Annotated in this window: 22 protein-coding genes and 1 pseudogene; 8 read left to right on the top strand and 15 right to left on the bottom strand. The window is 44.9% G+C overall.

Features of this window, described 5'->3' with window-relative positions; translation table 11 throughout:
• Nucleotides 1-363: 363 nt before the first annotated feature.
• From BACFIN_RS20850 to BACFIN_RS07880, 3 genes and pseudogenes are all read right to left on the bottom strand, one after another.
• A pseudogene (locus BACFIN_RS20850) lies at nucleotides 364-1952 on the bottom strand (DUF4099 domain-containing protein).
• Nucleotides 1953-1972: 20 nt separating this feature from the next.
• Complete coding sequence (locus BACFIN_RS07875) at nucleotides 1973-2323, bottom strand: helix-turn-helix domain-containing protein (RefSeq protein WP_007754513.1); 351 nt, start codon at nucleotides 2321-2323, stop codon at nucleotides 1973-1975.
• Between the two features lie 3 nt (nucleotides 2324-2326).
• Entirely contained in the window at nucleotides 2327-2686 is a 360-nt protein-coding gene (locus BACFIN_RS07880; protein ID WP_005830221.1) for a helix-turn-helix domain-containing protein, read from the bottom strand.
• 210 nt (nucleotides 2687-2896) lie between these two features.
• Between BACFIN_RS07880 and BACFIN_RS07885 the strand changes: the two genes are divergently transcribed.
• Nucleotides 2897-3190, top strand: a complete 294-nt coding sequence (locus BACFIN_RS07885) for a helix-turn-helix domain-containing protein (RefSeq protein ID WP_008645715.1) — start codon at nucleotides 2897-2899, stop codon at nucleotides 3188-3190.
• Between the two features lie 32 nt (nucleotides 3191-3222).
• A complete protein-coding gene (locus BACFIN_RS07890; RefSeq protein WP_004308430.1) occupies nucleotides 3223-3528 on the top strand; it encodes a helix-turn-helix domain-containing protein in 306 nt (101 codons plus the stop codon).
• Nucleotides 3529-3608: 80 nt separating this feature from the next.
• On the opposite strand, the gene BACFIN_RS07895 is transcribed toward BACFIN_RS07890, so the two are convergent.
• Nucleotides 3609-3971, bottom strand: a complete 363-nt coding sequence (locus tag BACFIN_RS07895; RefSeq protein WP_007754501.1) for a hypothetical protein — start codon at nucleotides 3969-3971, stop codon at nucleotides 3609-3611.
• Between the two features lie 12 nt (nucleotides 3972-3983).
• On the bottom strand, nucleotides 3984-5219 hold the full coding sequence (locus tag BACFIN_RS07900; protein ID WP_004308432.1) for a site-specific integrase: 1236 nt from the start codon (nucleotides 5217-5219) through the stop codon (nucleotides 3984-3986).
• 348 nt (nucleotides 5220-5567) lie between these two features.
• Between BACFIN_RS07900 and BACFIN_RS07905 the strand changes: the two genes are divergently transcribed.
• Entirely contained in the window at nucleotides 5568-6326 is a 759-nt protein-coding gene (locus BACFIN_RS07905) for a lysophospholipid acyltransferase family protein (RefSeq protein WP_007754498.1), read from the top strand.
• Between the two features lie 14 nt (nucleotides 6327-6340).
• On the opposite strand, the gene BACFIN_RS07910 is transcribed toward BACFIN_RS07905, so the two are convergent.
• Entirely contained in the window at nucleotides 6341-7069 is a 729-nt protein-coding gene (locus BACFIN_RS07910; protein WP_007754496.1) for a DUF4369 domain-containing protein, read from the bottom strand.
• A gap of 162 nt (nucleotides 7070-7231) precedes the next feature.
• Between BACFIN_RS07910 and BACFIN_RS07915 the strand changes: the two genes are divergently transcribed.
• Genes BACFIN_RS07915 through BACFIN_RS07925 form a run of 3 tightly spaced genes read left to right on the top strand, consistent with a single transcriptional unit; the run spans nucleotide 7232 to nucleotide 12835 of the window.
• Entirely contained in the window at nucleotides 7232-8482 is a 1251-nt protein-coding gene (locus BACFIN_RS07915; RefSeq protein ID WP_032839687.1) for an anaerobic sulfatase-maturation protein, read from the top strand.
• A gap of 33 nt (nucleotides 8483-8515) precedes the next feature.
• A complete protein-coding gene (locus tag BACFIN_RS07920; RefSeq protein WP_007754493.1) occupies nucleotides 8516-10675 on the top strand; it encodes a S46 family peptidase in 2160 nt (719 codons plus the stop codon).
• Nucleotides 10676-12835, top strand: coding sequence for a S46 family peptidase (locus BACFIN_RS07925; RefSeq protein ID WP_007754489.1), 2160 nt, complete (start codon nucleotides 10676-10678; stop codon nucleotides 12833-12835).
• Between the two features lie 94 nt (nucleotides 12836-12929).
• Here BACFIN_RS07925 and BACFIN_RS07930 read toward each other — a convergent pair whose 3' ends face one another.
• Entirely contained in the window at nucleotides 12930-14045 is a 1116-nt protein-coding gene (locus BACFIN_RS07930) for a glycosyltransferase family protein (RefSeq protein WP_007754487.1), read from the bottom strand.
• A 191-nt stretch (nucleotides 14046-14236) separates the two neighbouring features.
• On the opposite strand from BACFIN_RS07930, the gene trxA reads away from it, so the two are divergent.
• Entirely contained in the window at nucleotides 14237-14536 is a 300-nt protein-coding gene (trxA, locus tag BACFIN_RS07935; protein ID WP_007754485.1) for a thioredoxin, read from the top strand.
• 15 nt (nucleotides 14537-14551) lie between these two features.
• Nucleotides 14552-15016, top strand: coding sequence for a thioredoxin domain-containing protein (locus BACFIN_RS07940; protein ID WP_007754483.1), 465 nt, complete (start codon nucleotides 14552-14554; stop codon nucleotides 15014-15016).
• 58 nt (nucleotides 15017-15074) lie between these two features.
• On the opposite strand, the gene BACFIN_RS07945 is transcribed toward BACFIN_RS07940, so the two are convergent.
• The 8 genes from BACFIN_RS07945 to BACFIN_RS07980 all read right to left on the bottom strand — a co-directional run bounded on the left by BACFIN_RS07945 (nucleotide 15075) and on the right by BACFIN_RS07980 (nucleotide 24788).
• Nucleotides 15075-15710 (bottom strand): SagB/ThcOx family dehydrogenase, encoded by a 636-nt coding sequence (locus tag BACFIN_RS07945; RefSeq protein WP_007754480.1) that lies wholly within the window; start codon nucleotides 15708-15710, stop codon nucleotides 15075-15077.
• A 96-nt stretch (nucleotides 15711-15806) separates the two neighbouring features.
• Entirely contained in the window at nucleotides 15807-16364 is a 558-nt protein-coding gene (locus BACFIN_RS07950; RefSeq protein ID WP_007754478.1) for an NADH peroxidase, read from the bottom strand.
• A 22-nt stretch (nucleotides 16365-16386) separates the two neighbouring features.
• Nucleotides 16387-16815, bottom strand: coding sequence for a Fur family transcriptional regulator (locus BACFIN_RS07955; RefSeq protein WP_032839684.1), 429 nt, complete (start codon nucleotides 16813-16815; stop codon nucleotides 16387-16389).
• Nucleotides 16816-16941: 126 nt separating this feature from the next.
• Entirely contained in the window at nucleotides 16942-17424 is a 483-nt protein-coding gene (locus BACFIN_RS07960) for a lipocalin-like domain-containing protein (RefSeq protein ID WP_022276075.1), read from the bottom strand.
• Nucleotides 17425-17458: 34 nt separating this feature from the next.
• Complete coding sequence (locus BACFIN_RS07965) at nucleotides 17459-18265, bottom strand: DUF1573 domain-containing protein (RefSeq protein WP_050761280.1); 807 nt, start codon at nucleotides 18263-18265, stop codon at nucleotides 17459-17461.
• 17 nt (nucleotides 18266-18282) lie between these two features.
• Nucleotides 18283-20343, bottom strand: coding sequence for a S8 family peptidase (locus tag BACFIN_RS07970; protein ID WP_007754467.1), 2061 nt, complete (start codon nucleotides 20341-20343; stop codon nucleotides 18283-18285).
• A 3-nt stretch (nucleotides 20344-20346) separates the two neighbouring features.
• A complete protein-coding gene (locus BACFIN_RS07975; RefSeq protein WP_007754466.1) occupies nucleotides 20347-22059 on the bottom strand; it encodes a BACON domain-containing protein in 1713 nt (570 codons plus the stop codon).
• A 20-nt stretch (nucleotides 22060-22079) separates the two neighbouring features.
• Nucleotides 22080-24788, bottom strand: a complete 2709-nt coding sequence (locus BACFIN_RS07980; protein ID WP_007754465.1) for a DUF4458 domain-containing protein — start codon at nucleotides 24786-24788, stop codon at nucleotides 22080-22082.
• Nucleotides 24789-24797 lie beyond the last annotated feature (9 nt).

Genomic DNA, 24797 nt, shown 5'->3' with positions numbered 1-24797 from the left:
ATATCGTTATTGGTTAAGATTGTTTTTCTCTTATATACAAAGTTAACTATAATGGTATAGCTTTTTTAGTGCTATCTTGTGTTATCCGTCACTTCCGATTTTAAACATAGGAACTATATTTGGAGGGAGCAACATTACTCTCTCCACAATATAGCATATTATTATCAGAACATTATTATCACGAGTTTGATTGATTATCTGTCAGTTATTTGGTGTATTAGCTTATAGCTTTGGATAATAATTTACTTGTGATAAGAAAAGTTATCATAACTCGTGATAATTTTTCTGCAATGATTGTCTTCATATTTTTCTGTCGTTTTGAATTTTACAAATGTTACTTCGGATTTAGTGGCGGACACCGGATTACATCTTCATGCCCTTATTGTTTTTCTTTTGCGGCTTCTCCTGCTGCTGTTGCTGTGCGGTGTCCTTCGGGCGGTCTGTCCCTTCCGCAACGGCTCCTTCAGGTTCTTGGTAGCCTCGTTGGTCTTGCCCTCGCTGTTCACCGCCACCTGCGTGCGGCTCTCGTTGGAAGGCGCGATCTTCTGCGCGTTGTCGGGGTTGGTGTCGTAGCGGTACGGGCGTCCCTTCTCCGGGTTGAACCTGATGTACATCGTGGCGTGGAAGCCCTGCTTGTCGGTCACGTTCTCCAGTTTCACGGCTTTGCCAGCCACGTAGTCGGCTTTCTGCTGCTCGGTGAAGTCCACGCCGCTCCATTTGCTGATGGGGCGGATGCTGCCGTCGGCGTTCGTCCACGTGTTGCGGCGTTGCTCCTTGTTCGTGTTGGCTGTATTTTCCGTACCCTGCGCCTGTCCCTGTGCGGGGTTGTTCTTGGCTTCCTGTGCTTGTGCGGCACGTGGCGACCTGCCGGTTCCCGGCACGAACTCCACGCCGCGCTGCTCCACGTTCACTTGCAGGGTGGTGACGAACTTCCTGCCGTCCTTGCGTTCGATGAGTTTGTCGCGCACAGGCAGCCCGGCACGCAGCATGTCCTGCTCCTGCTTGGTGATTTCCGTCTTGCCGATGCGCTCCGGTATGCGCACCTTGTTTGCCGGGACATCCGTGATTTCGTTCGTCTTGCGGTCGATGCTGACGAACGAGGGGATGATCTCGCCCGTTTCCCTGTCCACGAGGTCCACAACCCTGCCGAGGTTGCCCGTTTCGCGCAGGTTCTTCCGGTCGTCGTCGGAGAACTTGTGTTCCTTGTACTCGTCGAGTTTCTGCTCCTTGCGGATGAAGTGCGGCACAAGGCTGACGTTGCCCTCGCCGTCCTTCTTGAAGGAGAGGCGGGCATCCAGCTCGAAAGCTTCTCCGCCGAAATTGGGCGACACCCTCACCAAGTCGGACTTGCCGTAGTTGAGCATCCTGTCAAGGTCGCCCGACTTTTCAAGGTCGTCGCGCTTCACGCCCCATTTCTCCTCCAACTCCTTCCAGTTGATCTTGCTCTCGTCGATGGGTTGGTAGCCCCGGTTGCTCTGCGCCTGCTGCGGGTTTTCCTGATTCTGTTCGTTTTTCTGTTCCATTTCTTCCTGTTTTTTAGGTTCGTCATCTTGTTTCTGTCCCGGTTGTTCCTGCTTTTCGGCGGACTGCTCCTCCTGTACTTTCTTTTCGTAGCCGGAGGTGTCCACCTTGTGGGGCGCAAGCATCTCCTTGTTGCCCTCGGGGTCTTTCAGCAAGTCCTTGATAACTTCCAGCAGCTTGTCGGCTTGGTCCGCCGCGACACGGTAGAAACCGAAGCGGCTGGGTTCCTTGCACTGCCGGAAGAAGTTTTTAAAGAAGTTGTCCAGCACGTCTCCGTGCCTGTCGAATTGCAGGAAACTCTGCGCGTTCTCCGCCTTTGCGGGGGTACGCTTGGGTGAGCCGTCGGCGTTAAGCCCGGCTACCACGCTAATCTCGCCCGTCTTCTCGTCGCGGACTATCAGCACGTCTTTTTCTGTTGTTTTCTTTGCCATTTGAAAAATGTTTTAATGGGTTATTTATTAAAGAAATTATGGATACGCGCCTTGTAGAAGGCTATATCTTCCTTGCGGAAATCCTTTACGTGTTCGGAGAGGAATGTCAGTACGTCCTCCTCGCTGTAATAGGTCTTTTTGCCGAGCGTCTTGTACGGCAATGCACCGATGCTGCGGTAGCGCTGCAGGCTACGCTTGCTTATCTGGAGCAGCATGCAGAGGTCTTGGTTGTCGAACATCCTGATACTTTCCATCGGGTTTGGGGCTTTGCCGGACGGTCGCAGGGAGAGCAGCAGCTCGTCCTGACGGTCGAGCCGTTCCATCAGCTTCTGCATCCAGTCCTCAAAATTGTTTCGTGTAAGCAGTTCCATATCTTATGTCCTCCTTCCTTTGGGTTTGCCGCCGCCCGTGCGCAGCGTGTGGTTGCGTTTCAGTTCCGTCAGTGTCGCTGCATCTTCTGCCACGGTGCAATCTGCGAGCAGGCGGTCTATTTCCGACCGGCGGTAGCGGCATTTGCCGCGCAGCACGATATAGCCGATGCGCTGTTCGCTGCGCATACGTTGGAGGGTACGGGTACTCACGTTCAGCAGGTGCGCCGCCTCGCGGGTGGTGAGCAGCATGTCGGAAGACTCTCCCTTCCTCTCACCGGAAACGGCACGCACATAGACCGCTATCTCGGCTATCTGTTCCGTCAGGGCGGTGAAGGCGGAACTTTCAATCGTTATCACTTTCATATTTTGTCCTTTCTTTTGTTTCTCTGCGGCAAAATTCGGCAATAAACAAAAGGGGCTTTAACAACTCATTACGTGACTCACGTAAGATTTTCTTTGAAAGTGACTCCGTAACCCGGACAACCGGCGCAACAAGCTGCCGTATAGCGGAAAACGGCACGCATTCAAGGCGGCTGCGTTACCTTTGCGGTAAATCATTAAATGTTTTGGTATATGGAAATCGTATCTATCGAGAAAAAGACCTTCGAGATGATGCTGGCGTCATTCAACGCCCTCTCGGAGAAAGTCGCCGCCCTCAGGCGCAAAAGCGACGGCGGGCGGCTGGAAAGGTGGCTCACGGGCGAGGAGGTCTGCGGGCAGTTGAGAATCAGCCCGCGCACGTTGCAGTCATTGCGTGACAGGCGGCTTATCGGCTACTCGCAGATGAACCGCAGGTTCTATTACAGGCCGGAGGAGGTCAGGCGGCTTATTCCGCTTATCGGCACGATCTATCCCGATGGAAAATGACTCTGTTTTTATTAACCACTTAATCCGATGTTATGATGAACGAGAACAACGAGGTTTTCTCAATGGAGGACGAGCCGGTTGCCACCGCGATACAGAATATGCTCAAAGGCTCCAAATGGCTCTCCGCATTTTTGGAAAGTTACCGTCCGCCACTGGACGGGGAACATTACCTGACGGACAGGGAGGTGGCGGAAATGCTCCGGGTAAGCCGCCGCACCTTGCAGGAGTATCGCAACAACAGGATGCTGCCCTTTATCCTTCTGGCAGGTAAGGTGCTTTATCCCGAATCGGGACTGCGTGAACTGTTGGAGGCGAATTACCTCAAGCCGCTGGAATAAGGCGGTTGCATGAAAAAAAAAGGAAACGGACAGCACCCGATGGTGTTGTCCGTTTCCTTTTTCGTTGTCTGTATGCGTGTTCAGCAATATCCGGTTTTCCCGTTCTGTATGAACATCACGTATGTCTGCCTCTTTTCCTTTGAGAGTGCCTTCTCCACCAGCCACATGCGGAACACGTGTGTATAGTAGGTGTTCAGCCGGAAGGCTACTGGAATGATGATTTCAAGCGAGTAAACATCCGCGTACAGGCCGTTTTCAAGCTGTATGTAGCGGCATACCTCGTAGTCGTTCAGCACGTCCGACTTGCGGACGGCTTTGATGGCGGCGTTCACTGCCGGGACGGTGGCATGGAACTCTTCGGCGATTTCCCCGGCGGTCATCCATACCTCGTTACCGGTTACGCTGACCGTCTTGTCCTCTATAATGATTATGTCACGTTTCATTGCGTCTCTGTTTTAGATGGTACATCCTGCAAATTCCTCGATTTGGTTCAATCTTGCGGCAAGGTTCTCCATGTCTTGGTTGAGCTTCTCTTTGGTTATCTTCGCGTATATCTGCGTTGTCTTTATACTCTTGTGTCCCAGCATGGAACTGACTGTTTCGATGGGTACACCGTTGGAGAGGAACACCGTCGTGGCTGCCGTATGGCGGCTCTGATGCCACGTGATATGCTTGGTGATGCCGCAACGCTTGGCGACGGCACGGATCCCGGCGAGGCACGTGTTGTAGTGGGGAACAGGGAAAATCCTGCCGTTTTCGCACAGCCCGCGGTATTTGTCGATGATTTGTTTCGCAATGTCAAGCAGGCGGATGTTAGACACCACGCCCGTCTTCTGGCGGTTGATGTTTATCCACTCGTGTTCATCGAAGTAGGTGCGGATGTTCTCTTCCGTCAAATTGCGCATATCGGCGAATGACAAGCCCGTGAAGGCGCAGAACAGGTAGAGGTCGCGGTATAGTTCCTGTTTGGCGTTCTTCAGTTTACCTTCCATCAGCAGGCGGATTTCGTCTTTGGTCAGGAAACTGCGTGTCGTTTCCTCCTTCTTGATTTCATACTCCCTGAACGGGTCGCGTGTGAGCCATTCGTTGTTGATGGCGATGAACACCATCGTCCGAAGTGGGCATACATACAGCCACACGGTATTGGTGCAGCAGTGTTTGTCCGTGCGCAGAAACATCTCGAAGTCGGAAATGAAAGCGGGGGTAAGCTCTTTCAACGCGATGTCCTTCACGTGGTAACGGATGTTGAGAAACTCTTGCAGGTGCTTGTAAACGGTCTTGTACTTCAAGAGTGTGCCTTTGGCTTTCATGCCTGCTTCCACCTGCTTGGCATAGTCCTCGTTGTGTTGCTGGAACACCTGCATCAGCGTGTGATAGCGGTGTTCCAGTCCGAGAAAGGCGTTCTTCACCTTCTCTGCCGTGACGAAGTTGTCACGCTCCATGATTTCCTGATAGTGCTTGTTGATGCGCACCCGCATCTTGTCAAGCATGCGGTTCGTTTCGAGTGCCGCCGTGCTTCTGCCCGTGACACGTCCCCCTTTGGTGTCCCACAACTTGGGATCGATGGTCAGTTTGCAACTGAATTGCGTCTGGCTGCCGTCCACCGTGATGCGTCCCATGACGGGAACCGTCCCGTCTTTTTTCACTACCTGACGTTTGAGGTAGTAAATAACTGAAAATGTACTCTTCATCGTCCTTAATTTTTTTTGTTCAAAATTAGTTGGTGAAGAGCCCTCCTCTGATACGCAAATCGCGGAAGAACGGCGCAATCTTTTTTTGTTACCGGATTTTTTGCGTGAGTTGTCAGTAACTCACTAATCTTTAAGGCCTTGTTTCGTTATTCGTGTCCATTTCGTCACCTATTGGGCGTGGTTACGAACAAGTAACGTAGCTCCGTCTTGATTTGGCTTCGGCGTGGATTGTAATGGCTCTCAGAATAATTGGCAGCGTTAATGAAACCCCTGTAAATCAAATCCATTACCATATTCTTCCGCATTTCACTTTTTTGTAGTAACTTTGCAGAAGAAAAATCCAACCCTATGAAGATACTTTATTATATTTATCAGATTTGCATCGCTTTACCTATATTATTAGTGTTGACTATCCTTACGGCACTCGTCACCATCGTAGGTTCTCTTTTGGGAGGAGCCCACATCTGGGGATATTATCCGGGAAAGATATGGTCACAATTAATCTGTCTGTTCCTGCTGATTCCCGTAAAGATTCAAGGGCGTGAAAAGTTGCATGATAAAACTTCCTATATTTTTGTACCTAACCATCAAGGTTCATTCGACATATTCCTGATCTACGGTTTTATCGGAAGAAACTTTAAATGGATGATGAAAAAAAGTCTGCGTAAACTACCGTTCGTTGGAAAAGCCTGCGAAAGCGCAGGGCACATTTTTGTAGACCGGTCCGGTCCGAAGAAAGTGTTGGAAACGATCCGGCAGGCGAAGGACTCTTTGAAAGACGGAGTATCTTTGGTCGTTTTCCCGGAAGGGGCTCGTACTTTCACCGGACACATGGGGTATTTCAAGAAAGGAGCTTTTCAATTGGCGGATGACTTACAACTGGCAGTAGTGCCCGTCACCATTGACGGCTCATTTGAGATCCTCCCGCGTACAGGCAAATGGATACACCGTCACCGCATGATTCTCACGATTCATGAGCCTATTCCGCCTAAAGGAAAAGGTATGGAAAATATCAAAGCGACTATGGCGGAAGCATACGCCGCCGTTGAAAGTGCTTTACCGGAGAAACATAAGGGAATGATAAAGAACGAAGATCAAGACCGATAATAGAGAAGTTATATTCACTTCTTTACCGAAGCATTTTCTTCCAGACGCTTGTGCTCTTCTATCAGTTTCATATTCTCTTTCGCCTTCGAAAGAAACTCTCTTACCAACTTATTGCTTTTAAAAGAATAAGGAGCGTCTTTTATGATGTCATCTATCTGCGGAGTCATAATAGGATAAGGCAACGAACTGCAAAGCATGATAAACACATTGGGTCCCAACACATTTTCGTAGTTGGTGGAAATGAAAGTTTTCACATATTGATTCATCTCTTTCATCAGTGAATCTCCTTCCACTGCCAATTGTGAATGAATCTCATCCAAATCACCTCCGTCCATCACCATACGGGTTTCTTTCTGTTCCAACTCTCCGATACTTTCCTCCAGTCGGTTCCTTTTCTCAATAAACTCGTATAGTGCCGTATTCAAAGGAGTACCCACCGCTTTGATATCCGAATTACTGATGTTTACCTTGATTTTTCCATTTTCCAGCACAATCGGCATGATGCTTTCATCATCCATATAAAGTGTCACCATCTGTACGGAATCGACTTTGCCTTTCATGGAGAACAGACCGTGCGCTACCTCAGCAGAATCCAGTTTCACCCATTCACCATCACGCAAGGACTTAAGATACAGCATTTTTCCATCCAGACTATTCACAGAAGATGTTCCTTCGATCTTGTACTTATTAGTGCAGGAAGCCAGAAACGGGAGCAAAAACAATAAAGATAAAAGTTTATTCACGTTCGTCTATTCATTTGATTCTGCGTGCAAAGGTACAACCGATTCATTTTTCAGAGAAACATTTTATCAATATTTAAATCTTGTAAGTCTCTTTTCTTTAATAATCCTTATAAACATATGGAGAAGGCTTTTTTTTCATTTAGTTTATCTAATTTTGCGGCTATGAAAACATCAACTTACGCCCCTTTTGCCAAACCTCTCTATGTGATGGTAAAGCCGGTAGGTGCCGTATGCAACCTGGCTTGCGACTATTGCTATTATCTGGAAAAGGCAAATCTATACAAAGATAATCCGAAACACGTAATGAGCGATGAGCTTCTGGAAAAGTTCATCGACGAGTATATCAACTCACAAACCATGCCACAGGTGCTTTTCACCTGGCACGGGGGAGAAACACTGATGCGTCCGCTTTCTTTCTATAAAAAGGCTATGGAACTGCAAAAGAAATATGCACGCGGACGTACCATTGACAACTGTATTCAGACGAACGGAACAATGCTCACCGATGAATGGTGCCGGTTCCTTCACGACAACAACTGGCTGGTAGGAGTTTCTATCGACGGACCACAGGAGTTTCATGACGAATACCGTAAAAACAAAATGGGCAAACCTTCCTTCGTGAAAGTGATGCAGGGTATCAATCTGCTGAAAAAACACAATGTAGAATGGAATGCAATGGCCGTTGTCAATGACTTCAACGCTGACTATCCGCTGGACTTCTATCACTTTTTCAAAGAGATAGATTGTCATTATATACAGTTTGCTCCTATCGTCGAACGTATTCTTCCGCATCAAGACGGACGGCATCTCGCCTCTCTTGCCGAAGACAAGGAAGGGAAATTGGCCGATTTCTCCGTCACTCCGGAGCAATGGGGCAATTTCCTGTGTACTCTTTTTGACGAATGGGTGAAAGAAGACGTAGGCAACTACTACATACAGATATTCGACTCCACTCTGGCAAACTGGATGGGTGAACAGCCGGGAATATGTACGATGGCAAAAACTTGCGGACACGCCGGTGTTATGGAATTCAACGGTGATGTATATTCGTGCGACCACTTCGTTTTCCCCGAATATAAACTGGGAAACATCTATAATCAGACATTGGTAGAAATGATGCACAGTGAACGCCAACATCACTTCGGCAACATGAAATACCAATCTCTCCCCACCCAGTGCAAGGAATGCGAATTCCTGTTTGCCTGCAACGGAGAATGTCCGAAGAATCGCTTCAGCCGTACATCGGAAGGCGAACCCGGCTTGAATTATCTGTGCAAAGGATATTACAAATTCTTTAAGCACGTAGCGCCTTATATGGATTTCATGAAGAATGAACTAATGAACCAACGTCCGCCTGCCAATATCATGGAAGCTTTGAGAAGTGGAGAGTTGAGAGTGGAAAAGACAAAATAGAATCATAAATATTTTAATTATCAGCATTAAAGAATGAATAGACTAAAACTTTATTTATTGGCGCTGACTGCGCTAATCGTATGTTCCGCTAAAGCGGATGAAGGTATGTGGTTATTGCAGCTAATGCAACAGCAGCATTCTATAGACATGATGAAAAAACAAGGTTTGAAACTGGAAGCGCAAGATTTATATAACCCTCATGGAGTTTCCCTAAAAGACGCTGTCGGTATCTTCGGAGGAGGCTGTACCGGAGAGATTATCTCACCGGAAGGATTGATCCTGACCAATCACCATTGCGGATATGCTTCCATCCAACAACATAGCAGCGTTGAACACGATTATCTGACGGATGGTTTCTGGGCTACTTCCAGAGAGATGGAACTTCCTACTCCGGGATTGAAATTTACATTTATCGAACGTATCGAAGATATCACTGATATTGTCAATGCTAAGATTGCTGCTAAAGAAATCACTGAGACTGAATCATTCAGCGGTGCGTTTCTCCAGAAACTGGCAGAAGAGCTGTATGCAAAAAGTGATCTGAAAGACAAAAAAGGAATCGTGCCACAGGCACTCCCATTCTATGCCGGAAATAAATTCTATATGTTCTATAAGAAAGTATACCCGGATGTGCGTATGGTGGCAGCTCCTCCTTCTTCTATCGGTAAGTTTGGCGGAGAAACAGATAACTGGATGTGGCCCCGTCATACCGGTGACTTCTCTATGTTCCGTATTTATGCGGATGCCAACGGAGAGCCGGCAGAATACAGTACAAGCAATACTCCCTTGAAAACAAAAAAACATTTGCCTATTTCTATCAAGGGCTTGAAAGAAGGAGACTATGCCATGATTATGGGATTTCCCGGAAGTACAAGCCGTTATCTGACCGTATCGGAAGTAAAAGAACGCATGGAATCGGAAAACGAACCGCGCATCCGCATTCGTGGAGCCCGTCTAGCTGTTTTGAAAGAAGTAATGAACGCCAGTGACAAGATCCGTATTCAATATGCCAACAAATATGCAGGTTCCAGCAACTATTGGAAAAATTCTATCGGAATGAACAAGGCTATTATCGATAATGATGTACTAGGCACAAAAGCGGCACAGGAAGCCAAATTCGCTGAATTTGCCAAAAAGCAGAACAATACCGATTATGCGGAGGTAGTGAAGAAGATAGATGACTTGGTAGCTAAGACAGCTCCTCTCAACTATCAGTACACTTGTTTAAGAGAAACGTTCTTCGGAGCTATCGAGTTCGGAAGTACCCTGCTGTCCAAAACTCGGGAAGCATTGGTAGAAAAGAACGATTCTTTGGTTAAAGTACGTATCGAAGCTCTGAAAGAGACATATGATGAGATTCATAACAAAGACTATGACCACGAAGTAGACCGTAAGGTGGCCAAAGCATTGTTCCCTCTTTATGCGGAAATGATTCCGGCAGAGCAACGTCCGTCTATCTACAAACTTATCGAACAGAAATATAAAGGCGACTATAATAAATTTATCGATGACATGTATGACAATTCCATTTTTGCCAATCGTGCAAACTTCGAGAAGTTTATCAAGAAACCGACTGTAAAAGCTATTGATAACGACCTGGCTTTGCAATATTGCCAGTCCAAATATGATTTACTCGAACAACTCATAGGACAGTTGAAGGATATGGACAAGGAATTGGCTTTATTACACAAAACCTACATCCGTGGTTTGGGTGAAATGAAATTACCTGTTCCTTCTTATCCGGATGCGAACTTTACAATCCGCCTGACTTACGGTAACGTGAAACCTTACGACCCGAAAGACGGTGTACACTATAACTACTACACTACTACCAAGGGTATTCTGGAAAAGGAAAATCCGGAAGATCGTGAGTTTGTCGTACCTGCCAAGTTGAAAGAGCTGATAGAAAAAAAGGACTACGGCCGTTATGCTTTGCCGAACGGTGATATGCCGGTTTGCTTCCTTTCAACCAATGACATCACCGGAGGTAATTCAGGCAGTCCGGTTCTGAATGAGAACGGAGAACTGATCGGTTGTGCATTCGATGGAAACTGGGAATCGCTGAGTGGTGATATCAACTTTGACAACAACCTGCAACGTTGCATCAATCTGGATATCCGCTATGTCCTGTTCATCTTGGAGAAATTAGGAAACTGCGGACATCTGATAAACGAAATGACAATTGTAGAATAAATGAAAAAACAAATCCTATTTGCAGTCTTTTCATTGGCAACGCTCAGTATCCACGCCGACGAAGGTATGTGGATGCTGACCGACTTGAAAACACAGAATGAAGTTGCCATGCGCGAGCTTGGACTTGAGATTCCTATTGAAGAGGTTTACAATTCCAACGGTCTTTCTTTGAAAGATGCAGTCGTACACTTCGGAGGAGGATGCACGGGAGAGGTTATCTCTTCCGAAGGATTGGTGCTGACTAACCACCACTGTGGTTACGGAGCCATCCAGCAACACAGCAACGTGGAGCACGACTATCTGACAGAAGGCTTTTGGGCGATGAACCGCGATGCGGAGCTCCCTACTCCGGGACTGACCGTTACTTATATCGATCGGATTCTTGATGTGACGGATTACGTCAACGAGCAGTTGAAAAAAGATCCGGATCCTGACGGAATCAATTACCTGTCCCCCAGCTATCTTAGTAAAGTAGCGGAACGTTTTGCCAAAGCTGAAAACATAGAAGTTACTCCCGCTACCAAACTGGAGCTCAAAGCCTTTTACGGCGGGAACAAATATTATATGTTCATAAAAACCGTGTACAGTGATATCCGTATGGTCGGTGCCCCTCCTTCTTCCATTGGAAAGTTCGGAGCGGATACCGACAACTGGATGTGGCCGCGCCATACAGGTGACTTTTCGCTGTTCCGCATTTATGCGGACAAGAACGGAAAACCGGCAGCCTATTCGAAAGACAATGTACCGTTAAAAGTGAAGAAGCATCTCACCATCAGTCTGGCCGGTGTACAAGAAGGTGATTTTACCTTTGTCATGGGATTTCCGGGACGTAACTGGCGATACATGATTTCCGATGAAGTGGAGGAACGGATGCAAACAACCAATTTCATGCGCCAACATGTACGTGGAGCACGTCAAAAGGTACTTATGGAGCAAATGCTTAAAGATCCTGCCGTACGTATTCATTATGCCAGCAAATATGCGTCATCTGCCAACTATTGGAAAAATGCAATTGGTATGAACGAAGGTTTGGTACGGCTCAAGGTTTTAGATACCAAGCGTGCACAACAAGAAGAACTCCTGGCACGCGGTCGTGAAAAAGGAGATGACTCTTACCAAAAAGCATTCGATGAAATCCGTTCCATTGTAGCTCATCGTCGTGATGCGCTCTACCATCAACAAGCCTTGAATGAAGCATTGGTGACAGCTCTTGACTTCATGCGTATTCCTTCCACTATGGAATTGGTAGCTGCCTTGAAATCGAAAGACAAGGGGCAGATAAAAGAAGCGACTCAAAAACTGAAAAAGGAAGGTGAAAAATACTTCGCATCTGTTCCTTTCCCCGAAGTAGAACGGATGGTGGGAAAAGAAATGTTGAAAACCTATGCTAATTATATTCCGGCAGAACAACGGATCAATATCTTTGAAATCATCAATTCACGCTTCAAAGGAAGTATAGATGCATTTATCGACGAATGTTTCGAACATTCCATCTTCGGTAATCCCAAAAACTTTGAGAAGTTCATCAAAAAGCCAAGCCTATATAAGATAGGATATGACTGGATGATATTATTCAAATACTCCATTACCGACGGCATACTGAAAACTGCTATCGCCATGAAGGAAGCGAATCAGAATTACAATGCAGCCCACAAAGTATGGGTAAAAGGTATGATGGATATGAGAAAGGATAAAGGAATTCCTATTTATCCGGACGCAAATTCAACTTTACGGCTAACCTATGGTCAGGTACTTTCTTACGAACCGTTCGACGGAGCTGTTTATGACGCTCACACAACCCTCAAGGGAGTGATGGAAAAAGAAGATCAAGGCAATTGGGAATTTGTAGTTCCTCAGAAATTGAAGGAGTTATACGCAGCCAAGGATTATGGGCGTTACGGTAAGAATGGTGAAATGCCCGTTTGCTTTATTGTAAACACCGACAATACGGGAGGAAACTCCGGCAGCCCGGTCTTCAACGGTAAAGGCCAACTGGTAGGAACTGCTTTCGACCGTAACTTTGAAGGATTGACGGGCGACATTGCTTTCCGCCCGTCATCACAGCGCGCAGCCTGTGTCGACATTCGTTATACACTCTTTATTATAGATAAATATGCGGGAGCTTCCCACATCATTGATGAATTGACTATTGAGGAATAAAGAGCCTAAACAGTTATAAAGAATAAATGGATAATGAATGATGATTGAATCATCTGACTTCATTATCCATTTTTCTTTGCTCATTCCACGTCAATCAGACAAAGCTTTCTACCATATACATTTCATCAATTACCACATTCATTGTTTCTTCCAATTCAAAAATTATCCGCCGTTCACAGCTACGCACCCAAGAGGTAAAGTTCCGGTTCGGAGTATATCTTCCGGCGAAACGAAGCAACGATTCCAAATCAAAAGAATCACTGATAATTCCCGCACCTGCCCTCATCGCGTCATAAGCATTACAATCTTGTTCGATATGTGCCGGCACCATCAAGACAGGTTTTCCAAGATACATCGCTTCACAGATAGATTCAAACCCTGCCGTACTTGCATAAGCCCGGCAACCAGCCATTCCGTTGAGAAACTTGATATCATCAATCTGATAAAAACGGAGCGTCTCATCCACCTTTGTCACTTCCTCCGTATCCGCTTTATCCCAAAAGAATTTCAGTGGTATCTCCGGATGACAAATGTGAAACTTCTCCACACTATCGGAAAAACCTGAATTCACCATATATCCATGAATATAATTCCCCTCTTCCGGTTGGATGGACGCCACTTCCTGACGAATCAGAGGTGGTACTACAACTATCCGATGTACATCATCCTGTTCCATAGTTCTAAAAGATAAAGCTAGCTTCTTCGAAGTCCTAATAGCCGTCATCCGCGTAAAGAAACGTAACATCCATAGTTGAACGAAGTTCTTCTCCGGAAATTCAAAATCACGATGCAGAAATAAGTACTGATGTCCGATGCATACATACGGGACGGCAGGACGGAAAAAAGCGTATGTAAGTCCCGTCAAAAGTTCGTAGAAGTTAATGACAATCTCTGCACCCGTCTCCTTGATCCGCTGATTTATATAGCACATGCTACGAAAGTATTCCGGTATCTTCCGCAAATTATAAAAAACACTTTTCTTCAAACTCGGGCGTTTACTATCTGCTGCAGGCAGAAAGTTCGGACTAATAAAACGTTTCACCGGTGCATGAATACTCCGGTTGAAAAATCCCGGTAAGGTACGTGACGAACTCTTGCCCACCAGCACTTCCACCACTTCGTGCCCGTTACGCAGTAACATTTCTTCGAGGGTGATGGCTTGTGTCAAGTGTCCCCTACCCTCACCTTGAACAATAAATAAGAATTTCATAGGCTATCATTATTTAGTTCAACCTTTATTCCGTTTCGATACGCAAAATTCCTTGTTTCACATTACAATAGGATGTCTCTACAATTACTATTTTGTGAACAAAAACGGCATTTTTCCGTTATATATATAAAACAGAGTTTATATTTGCAGTCTTCAATGACTGACAGTTAATTTTAAGAAAGGAAAGATTTATGGAAAAGTTTGAAGATTTAATAAAGTTGCCGATGCCGGTTTTAGTAGATTTTTTTGCGGAATGGTGTGGACCCTGTAAAGCGATGAAACCTGTTTTGGAAGAAGTGAAACAGAATGTAGGTGATAAAGCGCGTATTGTAAAGATAGACGTTGACCAGCATGAAGAGCTGGCTACAAAATACCGTATACAAGCAGTACCGACCTTTATACTGTTCAAAGATGGAGAAGCTGTCTGGAGACATTCAGGTGTAATCCACAGTAGCGAACTGCAAGGGGTAATTGAGAAACATTATACATAAAAGACAAAATAACGAATGAAGAAAGTATTAGCAATGGTAGCTTTCGTCATGGTAAGCGTGATTATATACGCTTTCAATGACAAAGCTGAAACCAATCAAGGTAAAAAAGAAGTAACAGATAACGGTGAAGTCGTCGTAATGAACAAGGAAATGTTTCTGAAAGACGTCTTCGATTATGAGAAATCAAAGAAGTGGAAATACAAAGGCGACAAGCCTGCCATCATTGACCTTTATGCCGACTGGTGCGGACCATGTCGGCAGACAGCTCCTATCATGAAAGAGTTGGCAAAGGAATATGCAGGGAAGATAATTATCTATAAAGTGAATGTAGACAGGCAGAAAGAACTGGCAGCCCTGTTCAATGCAACAAGTATCCCTTTGTTCGTATTCATCCCCATGAAAGGAGATCCACAGCTTTTCCGTGGAGCTGCCGATAAAGCAACCTACAAAAAAGCAATTGATGAATTTCTATTAAAGTAAAATCAAAAGTGACGGTATCTCATAAAGATATCGTCACTTTTTTATATCCCCGCATTTCTTATTTAAAATATCCTACCGGATGATTCATCATGGGAATCTGACCGTCTTTTAGCTTTAGCACTTTCTTCAACTGATTGCCATCCATCGATGCACGTGGCACTGTAGCCAATTTAGCAGAAGAACAAAAGACAGAAATGTTCTGTGAAACGATTCCTGCATCCATAGCTCCCATCAACTGGTTACGGGCATTCTTTGCATCTCCGAAACGAGAAACATCGCTGACCAGAACCAAAGAGACAGGCGCCGATTTCACAAAAGCCTGTCCACCTGCAACTGCGCTACGATAATCTCCTTCAGCAACCAGAGTCAACTGATGATTTTGGGCATCATACAAATAACTTCCTTCCGATAAAACAACATACACATTCACATCCTGTTTGTTCAAAGCAGAAGGAGCTGTGCGTTTACCCGAGTCTTTGCGGTTAACTCCATTAGCAGCCCATAATAAATCCGAAAGATCCGACAAGCTCAAAGCCTTTGCAGCAAATTCCCGAGTAGAATGCCGTTCAGACAAGGCTTTCATTACCGAACCTGTACGGTCCAAGTTGGGTTTCGGCAACTTAATTACTTTTTCAGCAGCCAAAGCGACTACAGAAAACATCAAACAAACTAACAACAGTTGTACTTTTCTCATAATTGCGGCATTTAAAAGTTGATGAGCAAATATAAACAAAAAAGGTCTGCATTCGTATGAGAACACAGACCTTTTAAGAGTTATTATGAGGCTTGATTATTTATCACCGAAATAACGGTTGTACAAACCTTCAAAACCTTTACCGTGACGAGCTTCGTCTTTACACATTTCGTGTACAGTGTCGTGAATAGCATCCAAGTTCAAAGCTTTAGCACGGGTTGCGATACGTTTTTTATCTTCACATGCACCTTGTTCAGCGTCTTTACGTTTCTGCAAGTTAGTTTTGGTATCCCATACACAGTCACCCAGCAACTCTGCAAATTTAGCAGCGTGTTCAGCTTCTTCCCAAGCGTAACGCTTGAAAGCCTCAGCTACTTCAGGATAACCTTCACGGTCAGCCTGACGGCTCATAGCCAAATACATACCAACTTCAGTACATTCGCCCATGAAGTGGTTGTTCAGGTCCTTAATCATTTCTTCATCACAACCTTTTGCAACACCGATAACGTGCTCATCAGCAAAAGTCAGTGCACCGCCTTCAGTCTCAACAACTTCAACGAACTTGCTGGCAGGAGCTTTACACAAAGGACATTTCTCAGGAGCTGCGTCACCTTCATAAACGTAACCGCAAACAGTACATCTAAATTTTTTCATTTTCTTCTCAATTTTAAATTAATTAGTCAATACGTGTTTCTTTATCTTTACTTAAGCAATTCTTGCAAATACCTTTATAATAATAATGAACTTCCGCTACCTGATGCCCCTCCATTTCCATACTTTCCACATCTTTCACCGCTTCGGGACATTGCAAATCATAAATATGTCCGCAACATTTGCAAAGGAAATGAGAATGGAGAGAAGTATCCGCATCAAAATTAGTATTTTTTTCATCAATTGTGAGCATCTGTGCCGCTCCCTGCTCCGAAAACAGTTTCAAAGTATTATAAACCGTAGTTTTTGAAAGCGTAGGCATAGATGGAGACAATGCGGTGTAAATATCATCCGCCGATGGATGGACGGGATATTCCATCAAGTATTGCATAATGGCAATGCGCTGTACTGATGGTTTGATATTATGATCTAATAATCGTTCGTATGGTTTCATCATTTATCCCTTCCTTTCCAAACTTGTATTCATTACAACTATAAATCTAATGCAAAGATAGAAACCCTTTATCTTATTTCCAAATAATTCATGACTTTTTTTATGACATGACCGGTATTATCAGATTTAATTACCCGTATCAACTTCAGTTTCTTCTACAATATCAGAAGGAACTCCGTCACAGCGTACATACTTAGACACATCTCCCATATCATCTTTCACAGTCCAAATCATAGAACCCGAAGGTAAAAGATCTGTTACGACATATGAATTGTTCCAACGACCACCCAAACTGTAATCATACTTACCACTCACAATATATCCCAGATCATCATCTTTTTCAATTTCGAATGTCCCGCTGAAGAAACGGGCATACATGCTATCAAATTTCTGATACATCTGAAAAGTTTTATCTCTGCGGACAAAAGTTATATAGCAATAAGTACCTTCTGCAAGGGACTCTCCGTTCCATTCCACTAATTGCCAGGTACCGTTCAGATTGGCGGGAGTCACTTCCAGTGTTTCCACCTTTGCCTCATCTTCATCATCACAGGCCACAAAGCCAAGCAAGAGCATACATAACGGTATTATTCTGAAAAGAATTCTCATATTATAGTTTTTAAAATGTTAATCAAAAATATTATTACAAACGTTTGACAGTTACTTTGACTAAGCGATCCGTTACCGGTGCATCAACTCCTTCAACAAGAAAATTGAACTGCAATCTGCTGTCCGGAATATCAGATAATTTACTACCATCTACCGTGATTACCACGTCCGCTTCCTGTCCCGGCTGTATAACTGCCGGTTCCGTATGAAAAGCAGCATACAGGGGAAGCATCCGTGCAGAAAGCTTCAAAGGTTTCTTTCCGGTATTGGCGCACAAAATACGTTCTGAAGGACGAATGCCGGAGGTCATTTCCGAAAAGACGACCTGTTTGCGTTTCATGCGCAGCACTCCCACCACGACAGGAAGATAGCTCCACTCGTCAGAACAGATCACTTCACCCGTCAGCACCAGACGGGCTACCGGATGTTTATCCGATACATCCGTATACACAAATGCATAGGTTTCTACTGTTCCGATACGGTTCTTGGGATCATATACCAACGTCACCGTACTTTCCGTTCCCGGGACAAGAGTTTCCGAACTGAATGCCGCTGCCGTACACCCGCACGAAGTGCTAATTTTCGTAATCCGTACCTCCCTGCCACTGATATTGCGGAACGGGAATGTGCAGACCCGGGGTGCATCGGTATCAGGTATATTACCGATATGCATATGGAGAGAATCGAAGCAAAATACTTGTCCGCCCTCTTCCAGTAAAGGAGGATTGACCAACGAATCGACTGCTACAGACTGATAGCCAACTCCCTGTGCACCCATATAATGTGCAGGAGAAAAGGCTATCAGCCAGTAAAGCCAACAATATCTCCGTTTCCTGTTCATCTATCTGTCAAACCCAATTACATCCATCCATTATCATTCGCATTATTGCGGATAGTAATGGTGAAGGATTGTTCCTTACCGCCGCTTGTTTTCAATGTGGCGTTTGTCATGCCCGTAACAACCCCTTTTACAGTCATTACAGTACCTTCAAAAGTAGCAACAGCCTTCGACGTATCGTTAATAGTACATTCGTATGTCAATTCTTCCCCATTCAAGAAATAACGTCTCAGATCTATTTTCACGGTTTTGCCGGTTCCTACATACAGATTCGGTATTTTCATATCCGACCCGCTTCCGGCAATAGCACGCAGCAAAGCACCGGCATCGACCAGCTTACCCATTTTACCCCTGTAAGAAGGCAGATCCATTTTTGTTGCCGACCATCCCGGAGAGTTATGCAAATAATAATAGGTCTTATAGCCTTTGTAATATGAATCCACCTCTCTCGCTGTCTGCTTCATCAAATTTATAAACTCCTGTGCTTTGAAGTGGCGGCGTTGCTGCAAAGCATACGACAAGCCTAATGCAGCCACTCCCGATACATGAGGACAAGCCATCGACGTACCCTCATTATATCCGTAGGCTTGTTTGCCTTCCACTACCAACGTAGAGAGAATCATTCCCTGGTCAATGCTCACATCATTACCATCAGTATCTTTTCCCGGGACGCAATGATATTCACTGTCACCGCCCGGAGCACAGAAATCCACTTCCGCACCATAGTTGCTGAAGGACGACGGTGTGTAATCGGCTGCGATCGAAGCTACCGAAATACATCCCTCGTAAGCTGCCGGATAGGAAGACATATACGAATATTCATTACCGGAAGCAAAAATAGCCAGTCCGCCTTCAATTACCCCATTAGGAGAACCCGCGTTATGAATAAAGTAGTCCAACGCTTCTTTTTCCAAAGGATAACTTTTTGCCCATTCTTCGTCTGTGGCAGGACCAGGCACATATCCTAGCATCGGATTGGAATAAGCAGAATTGTACCCCCAACTGCATTGAAGGATTACAGCACCGTTGTCGGCCGCATATTTGATAGCTCTTGCCTCATTAACCATCCTCACCTGACCATCGCCATCGAAAACCTGGCAGGACATAATCCGTACTCCCCCTTTGGTTCCGTTTCCTCCGGCAATGCCACAGACTCCTATATTATTACCATTCACGGCAGCAATCGTTCCCGCCACATGCGTGCCGTGACCGGTATCTTCGGCAGCTTGCCAACTGATATTCCCGTTATCTTTCACGAAATTGTAACCATAACGGTCACCCTTATAACCATTGCCGTCATTATCCTGGTCAGAACCAACCTGTTCCTTTTCATTCACCCACATATTATCCGTCAAATCTTCATGAGTATACATAACTCCTTCATCAAGCACGGCAACAATGATTTCCGGATCACCCGTACACAGTTCCCATGCTTCCTCACAATTAACGTCGGAGCCAACAATAGCAGGAGCCTTCTCTGTTGCAAAGTCATACGCTCCACGGTTGATGTATCCCCATTGGTGCGGTAACAAAGCATCATTGAACTTGAAACCATTGTCTGCTGCCGCGCGGGTTCTCATCCTGTTAAGGGCTGCTTCCGACACCGGAACAGGTTTCTTCTTGGGATTATAGGCACGCTGAATGGCAGGATTTATCTGGAGTTTGGAAATCTCACCCAAACCTGACAATCTTTCCATAGCCTCCTTCAAATCCGTATTTTTATCAAAACGTACCAGATACCAAAGATGCAATCCCGCCTCACGGCTCTTTTCTTCGGTGCGCGAATCAACTGGAAAAACGCGTTCAAAGTCATACGCTCCCAAGATAGAGAGCACCTCGTCCGTTGAGGGAATGCCCGACCGGGTGGAGGCTCCCGCCGCACGTGTTTTCATCGTGCGGTCGAGAATTTCAGTCATTTCGGGAACGAACTTAATCAATAACTCCCCTTCGGCAGCTCCTTCCGGTATCACTATGTCCGGAGTAGCGGGAACCACCGGAGCGTCATCGTTCAGGTTGTTGTCACTACAAGCTCCCGCCAGCAATGCAAACGCTGTTATTACATAAATATATATTCTCTTCATATCCTATTCTTTGAGTTCATATTTTTCCTTGAATTTAGGGAAGGCTTTAAAATACGCGTCGAATGTAGACGGTTCGTTATCAAACCTTACCATTTTTCCTTCCGAATTCAATCCTTTTTCCATCTGGTTGTAGATCAATATCTCCGGATCCCAATCTATCAGATGAGGATGATACAACATCCAGTCGGGCAGATTGCCGGTAAAGAAGTTCAGGTTGACACTAAGCCGTTTCATCTTCGGAAGGATTTTGGGAATGTTGACACCTTCGTTTACCAGATATTGAATGGTATCACCGCCAAATGCATCCACATCGTCCTGTGAGTAACCGGTCACTCCTTCCTCTCCTATTTTAAAGTCGGGCAATGTACCTTCAATAAAATTGTAAGACAATCTTAACTCTTCCAGATTATCCCACAGGAATAATCTGCGAAGCGTATTATCCTCTTTCGTATTAAAGAACAGACCGATACCATCCGGATACTTGCTGCTATCCTTGGCTTCTCTAAGGTCGGAAAGAACCGATCTTCTGTTGCCAGTCAAGTTAAGCGACTTCAGTTTCGGGAAGTTCTCTTTCGTTATAACTGCAGGTACGGAATTAAAGTTGTTACTACTTAAGTCCAACGTCTCGAGCCGATCGCCTAGTTGGACAAAATCGTCCGAAAGCGCTATCAGCCCGTAAGCGCTGACAGTCAATGACTTCAGATACTTTAAATTACTGCATACATCCGCTTCCAACGTAATGCTCTTAGTTGCCGTATTCGTGTTGCCGAAGAAAGTCAGACTCTCCAGATACGTCAGGTAATGCACTTCCTGCGGAATGGATTCTTTGGTATTAATCATATTGAAAGTAGCGGAGCGAACGCGTCCCACGACATTTTCCCCTTTCGGAAGATCCTTGTCATCTTCTTCCCACAATACGACATTGTCCCAATACCTCATATTTTCTCCCGGATTCCAGTTATTACCTACTTCCAGACGTTCCCTGATAGTGAGCAATGCCAATGAGTCGCCCGAACGGTTATCTTCAATCCTCGGTGAAGCCTTCTGAGTGACTGTCACCACGGCAGGCTGTTCCAGTTGATCATCGGCCTTTTGGGGTGTGAAATGAATTTTAGCCGTACGAATATCGAAATCCGGGTTCATCATCCATTCCACACGGATTTTAGTAGTGCGCGGACGAGAACCACGGTCCAAATCAACAGTAGGGTCTTTAGGCAAAGTAATCCACTGTTTCTCCGGTACGACATCATATACCGTATTCATTTTGAATGCGACGTTTGTGGTGACGGTCACATCAAAATAGCGTTTATCATAATTGTCCGAGGCTTTGATTTCCACATCCGGCTGTTCGATATAAATCATCTTACCATAACCGGTCTGATGCACTGTCATGACACACGGTGCCTGCCCACGTGGGATAAAGCGGATTTCCGCTTCACGCATCCCATTAATCAAGGTCGAATCAATAGAAACTGTACACTCGGTAACCCCGGAACCATTGGCAGGAGAGATATTTACCCAAGGTTCCGACGCACTGGCCACCCATTCGCCTCCCGATAAGACGTTGACCCTATCCTTGCCACCGTCAGCACCCATCGTGATATCTTCCTTATCTATAGAGAATCCGGTAATACCACTATCGTCATCATCTTTACATGATGCCACAGCAGCCATGTAAACGAATAATCCTAATGCTATTTTTACTAAATATTTCATTGATATTTTATTCTATATTGTTATTTACCCAGATCAAGCGCATCGCAACCACGGATATCCTGCGACTTATCGTAAACCAACGTATACCGTCCGGCTTTGATATAAGGGCATACATCGCTTATGTCAATCGAAATATTGGGATTATCCTTGATTTCGAACATCAAGATAGTCGGCGAAATGGTATCGTCAATTTTACGCAAGTCATTGGAGCCGATATAGAAGGCTTTAAGGCTCGGATTCTTATAAAGTCCCGTAGGCCACTCCCGCAATGTCCGGTTGCCGTTATCGTCACGTTGATGTCTGATACCGAATACCACCAGATAATTGATTGACAGCGGTTGGGTCGGGAATTTGGAGAATTGATTGTAACTCAAATCCAATCCGTACAATACCGGCATATTAATCACATAAAAATCATCAGTCAGCGAACTCAACTTATTATAAGTCAAGTCAAGACTTGTGAGATACTCCAAAGATGTTTTTCCTTTCAATGCCCCTTTAGGAATGGTTGTCATACCGTTGGAGGAAAGATTCAGTGTCTGCATCGGTGATTCTTTCTCAAACAGAAGTTTAGGGAATACCTTAAATTTGTTGTGGTGCAGATTTACAGTAGAAGCATTGATGCCCCGGTGATCCTCGCCATCTTCAAACTTATCGATCAGATTGTTGGAGAAATCGACTGTTCCCATTACAAAATCAGACTTGGCATTGAAAATATTAGGCACTTCGGTCAGCAGATTATTTGAACAGCTAAAATTCTCCACATCATTCCACCCAAAGAAATATTTCAATCCGTTGTCTTCCTCAACACTCGGAATCTTTGTTATTTTATTATTATCCAGATATACTTTCATCAGTTTGACTTCCTTACCGAAAGGATGCAATGTTTCAATCTCATTGTTGGTACAATCCAGCAATGACAATTTTTTCATCTTTTTCAGAAGGTCATATTCAGGAAATTCTTTCAATTTATTATATCCCAGATATAACAATTGAATCTTATCCGCACACTTTGAATCGTCTCCGATAATCTCTTCCCAGTTCTCTTTCAACACATCTCTATCTTCAGCGTAAATACCCGGATTACGCGCCACATTGAGTGAGACCAATTCAGGTAAGTTCTTCAACATCTTCACTGGAAGCGTTTCCAAATTAGGACAGTTGTAGATTTCTATATCCGTCAAGGTGGTCATATCCTCCCATTTCCACTCATCCTGTTCTTCATAATAAGGAGAATCAGGCTTTACCTCAACAAAGAAACCGTCACTGCGGATAGGTGAGTTGGCTATAAAGAATTGTTCCAGTTTTGTCAGCCTCATGAGGGCTTTGGATACACCGGTGATTCCGTTCGTCAAAACACCAAACTGCACATCTTTCGTAGAAATACGGCTGCTCTTGATGGGCTTCATCTTCGGATTGTCGTTGATTCCTTTGCGTAGAATACCGGACAAATCCTCCCGGGCGTCTTTTGAAAGGAATTTCGTATCATAGTCCATTCTCATTGCTTTCCGCTGTTCTTCGCTCATGTTGACGGAATAGTTGTCGAACAAACGTCCTCCCAGCTTTTCATCATGTGTTCCCAATGATAAGATTCTTAATTCGGTAAGTTGACCGATTTCATCGGGTACCACTCCTTTAGCACCGAAGCCGGCAAGAGATAAAAGAGCTACACGCCCGTTATCCAACAACTGCACGCCGGGTTGATTTCCCCACAAGTCAATGTCCTTATTGAAATTCCAATTGGCTCCCATCGGTGAGGATTCTCCGTAATACTTCCAGTTCTGACCATCCATCTTTGTCCAGATAGCTTTCAGTGCTATATAGTCTTTGATGTATTCGGCTGTTTCGTCAAGACGGACAGGGACTTCAGCATCCTTTGTCACTTCATTGTCTTTCACGACAAACGATTTGGATGTCTGCACGGTGGCTACTTCCAATACGTTCTTAGCCTTTTTATCCGAATAGGTTGTATAACTACTTATCTGATAAGTACCGGCTTTCAGCCATGCCACCGTATCACATTCCATATAGGAAGTCTCCTGGTTTCTATCAGCATCGACATAGTCTTCTGCAGGTTTATCGGTAAAGTCTTCTACGTATTTCACCCGAATGCTTTTTATCGTAGTCAATTCCTGAGTGAAAAGGTTTTTCACAGTAATATCTATTGCCAGGATATTGCTCAACGGATAAGCTTCTTCCCCTGTTGCACGGGTCTTCACAAAGTCTTTCACCAGTTTGAATGTCACCATGCCTCGTGCCACCGCATCTACACTCAAATTCTGTGTATGCAGACCGTCGGAAACAATCGCAAAGGCATTATTCTCCCCGGCTGGTCCTGCATATAATACATTGTCCAACTTATCATACAAGTAGTAACCAATAACAGTATAGGTTCCTGTAAGCAACTTCAACTTATCACTACGGAGTCCGAATTCTGCATTTTCCGCATTGTATGCATTCAATAGCAAAGTCTGAGTAATAGTTGAACCATTGTATTGCATGACAACTTTCACTTTCTGTGCATCGTTCAGCTTATCCAACTTATCGGTCACAGCACGCGTTGTCGTTCCTTTGTCCATGGATGCACTCTTTAATAATCTGAACTGCACATATCCATAAGTGGACTGCAACGGTTCGTCATCATCAGAGCATCCTGTTACCACCGTCATTGCCAATAAACAGACAATAAGGGGAACAAAGAATAATATGGAATATAGTTTCTTATTCATTTATTCAAT

Origin of the sequence: Bacteroides finegoldii DSM 17565 (genome assembly GCF_000156195.1) — a bacterium.
Lineage (GTDB): Bacteria > Bacteroidota > Bacteroidia > Bacteroidales > Bacteroidaceae > Bacteroides > Bacteroides finegoldii.
This window is presented reverse-complemented; position numbering and strand designations above follow the sequence as displayed.

Bases quoted from the DNA above. Each gene is read 5' to 3' on its own strand.
- BACFIN_RS07975 (WP_007754466.1), bottom strand. From the start codon at position 22,059: ATGAAATATTTAGTAAAAATAGCATTAGGATTATTCGTTTACATGGCT.
- BACFIN_RS07930 (WP_007754487.1), bottom strand. From the start codon at position 14,045: ATGAAATTCTTATTTATTGTTCAAGGTGAGGGTAGGGGACACTTGACA.
- BACFIN_RS07915 (WP_032839687.1), top strand. From the start codon at position 7,232: ATGAAAACATCAACTTACGCCCCTTTTGCCAAACCTCTCTATGTGATG.
- BACFIN_RS07970 (WP_007754467.1), bottom strand. From the start codon at position 20,343: ATGAAGAGAATATATATTTATGTAATAACAGCGTTTGCATTGCTGGCG.
- BACFIN_RS07880 (WP_005830221.1), bottom strand. From the start codon at position 2,686: ATGAAAGTGATAACGATTGAAAGTTCCGCCTTCACCGCCCTGACGGAA.
- BACFIN_RS07960 (WP_022276075.1), bottom strand. From the start codon at position 17,424: ATGAGAATTCTTTTCAGAATAATACCGTTATGTATGCTCTTGCTTGGC.
- BACFIN_RS07925 (WP_007754489.1), top strand. From the start codon at position 10,676: ATGAAAAAACAAATCCTATTTGCAGTCTTTTCATTGGCAACGCTCAGT.
- BACFIN_RS07950 (WP_007754478.1), bottom strand. From the start codon at position 16,364: ATGAAAAAATTTAGATGTACTGTTTGCGGTTACGTTTATGAAGGTGAC.
- BACFIN_RS07875 (WP_007754513.1), bottom strand. From the start codon at position 2,323: ATGGAACTGCTTACACGAAACAATTTTGAGGACTGGATGCAGAAGCTG.
- BACFIN_RS07900 (WP_004308432.1), bottom strand. From the start codon at position 5,219: ATGAAGAGTACATTTTCAGTTATTTACTACCTCAAACGTCAGGTAGTG.
- BACFIN_RS07895 (WP_007754501.1), bottom strand. From the start codon at position 3,971: ATGAAACGTGACATAATCATTATAGAGGACAAGACGGTCAGCGTAACC.
- trxA (WP_007754485.1), top strand. From the start codon at position 14,237: ATGGAAAAGTTTGAAGATTTAATAAAGTTGCCGATGCCGGTTTTAGTA.
- BACFIN_RS07980 (WP_007754465.1), bottom strand. From the start codon at position 24,788: ATGAATAAGAAACTATATTCCATATTATTCTTTGTTCCCCTTATTGTC.
- BACFIN_RS07920 (WP_007754493.1), top strand. From the start codon at position 8,516: ATGAATAGACTAAAACTTTATTTATTGGCGCTGACTGCGCTAATCGTA.
- BACFIN_RS07905 (WP_007754498.1), top strand. From the start codon at position 5,568: ATGAAGATACTTTATTATATTTATCAGATTTGCATCGCTTTACCTATA.
- BACFIN_RS07965 (WP_050761280.1), bottom strand. From the start codon at position 18,265: ATGAACAGGAAACGGAGATATTGTTGGCTTTACTGGCTGATAGCCTTT.
- BACFIN_RS07945 (WP_007754480.1), bottom strand. From the start codon at position 15,710: ATGAGAAAAGTACAACTGTTGTTAGTTTGTTTGATGTTTTCTGTAGTC.
- BACFIN_RS07885 (WP_008645715.1), top strand. From the start codon at position 2,897: ATGGAAATCGTATCTATCGAGAAAAAGACCTTCGAGATGATGCTGGCG.
- BACFIN_RS07940 (WP_007754483.1), top strand. From the start codon at position 14,552: ATGAAGAAAGTATTAGCAATGGTAGCTTTCGTCATGGTAAGCGTGATT.
- BACFIN_RS07955 (WP_032839684.1), bottom strand. From the start codon at position 16,815: ATGAAACCATACGAACGATTATTAGATCATAATATCAAACCATCAGTA.
- BACFIN_RS07890 (WP_004308430.1), top strand. From the start codon at position 3,223: ATGATGAACGAGAACAACGAGGTTTTCTCAATGGAGGACGAGCCGGTT.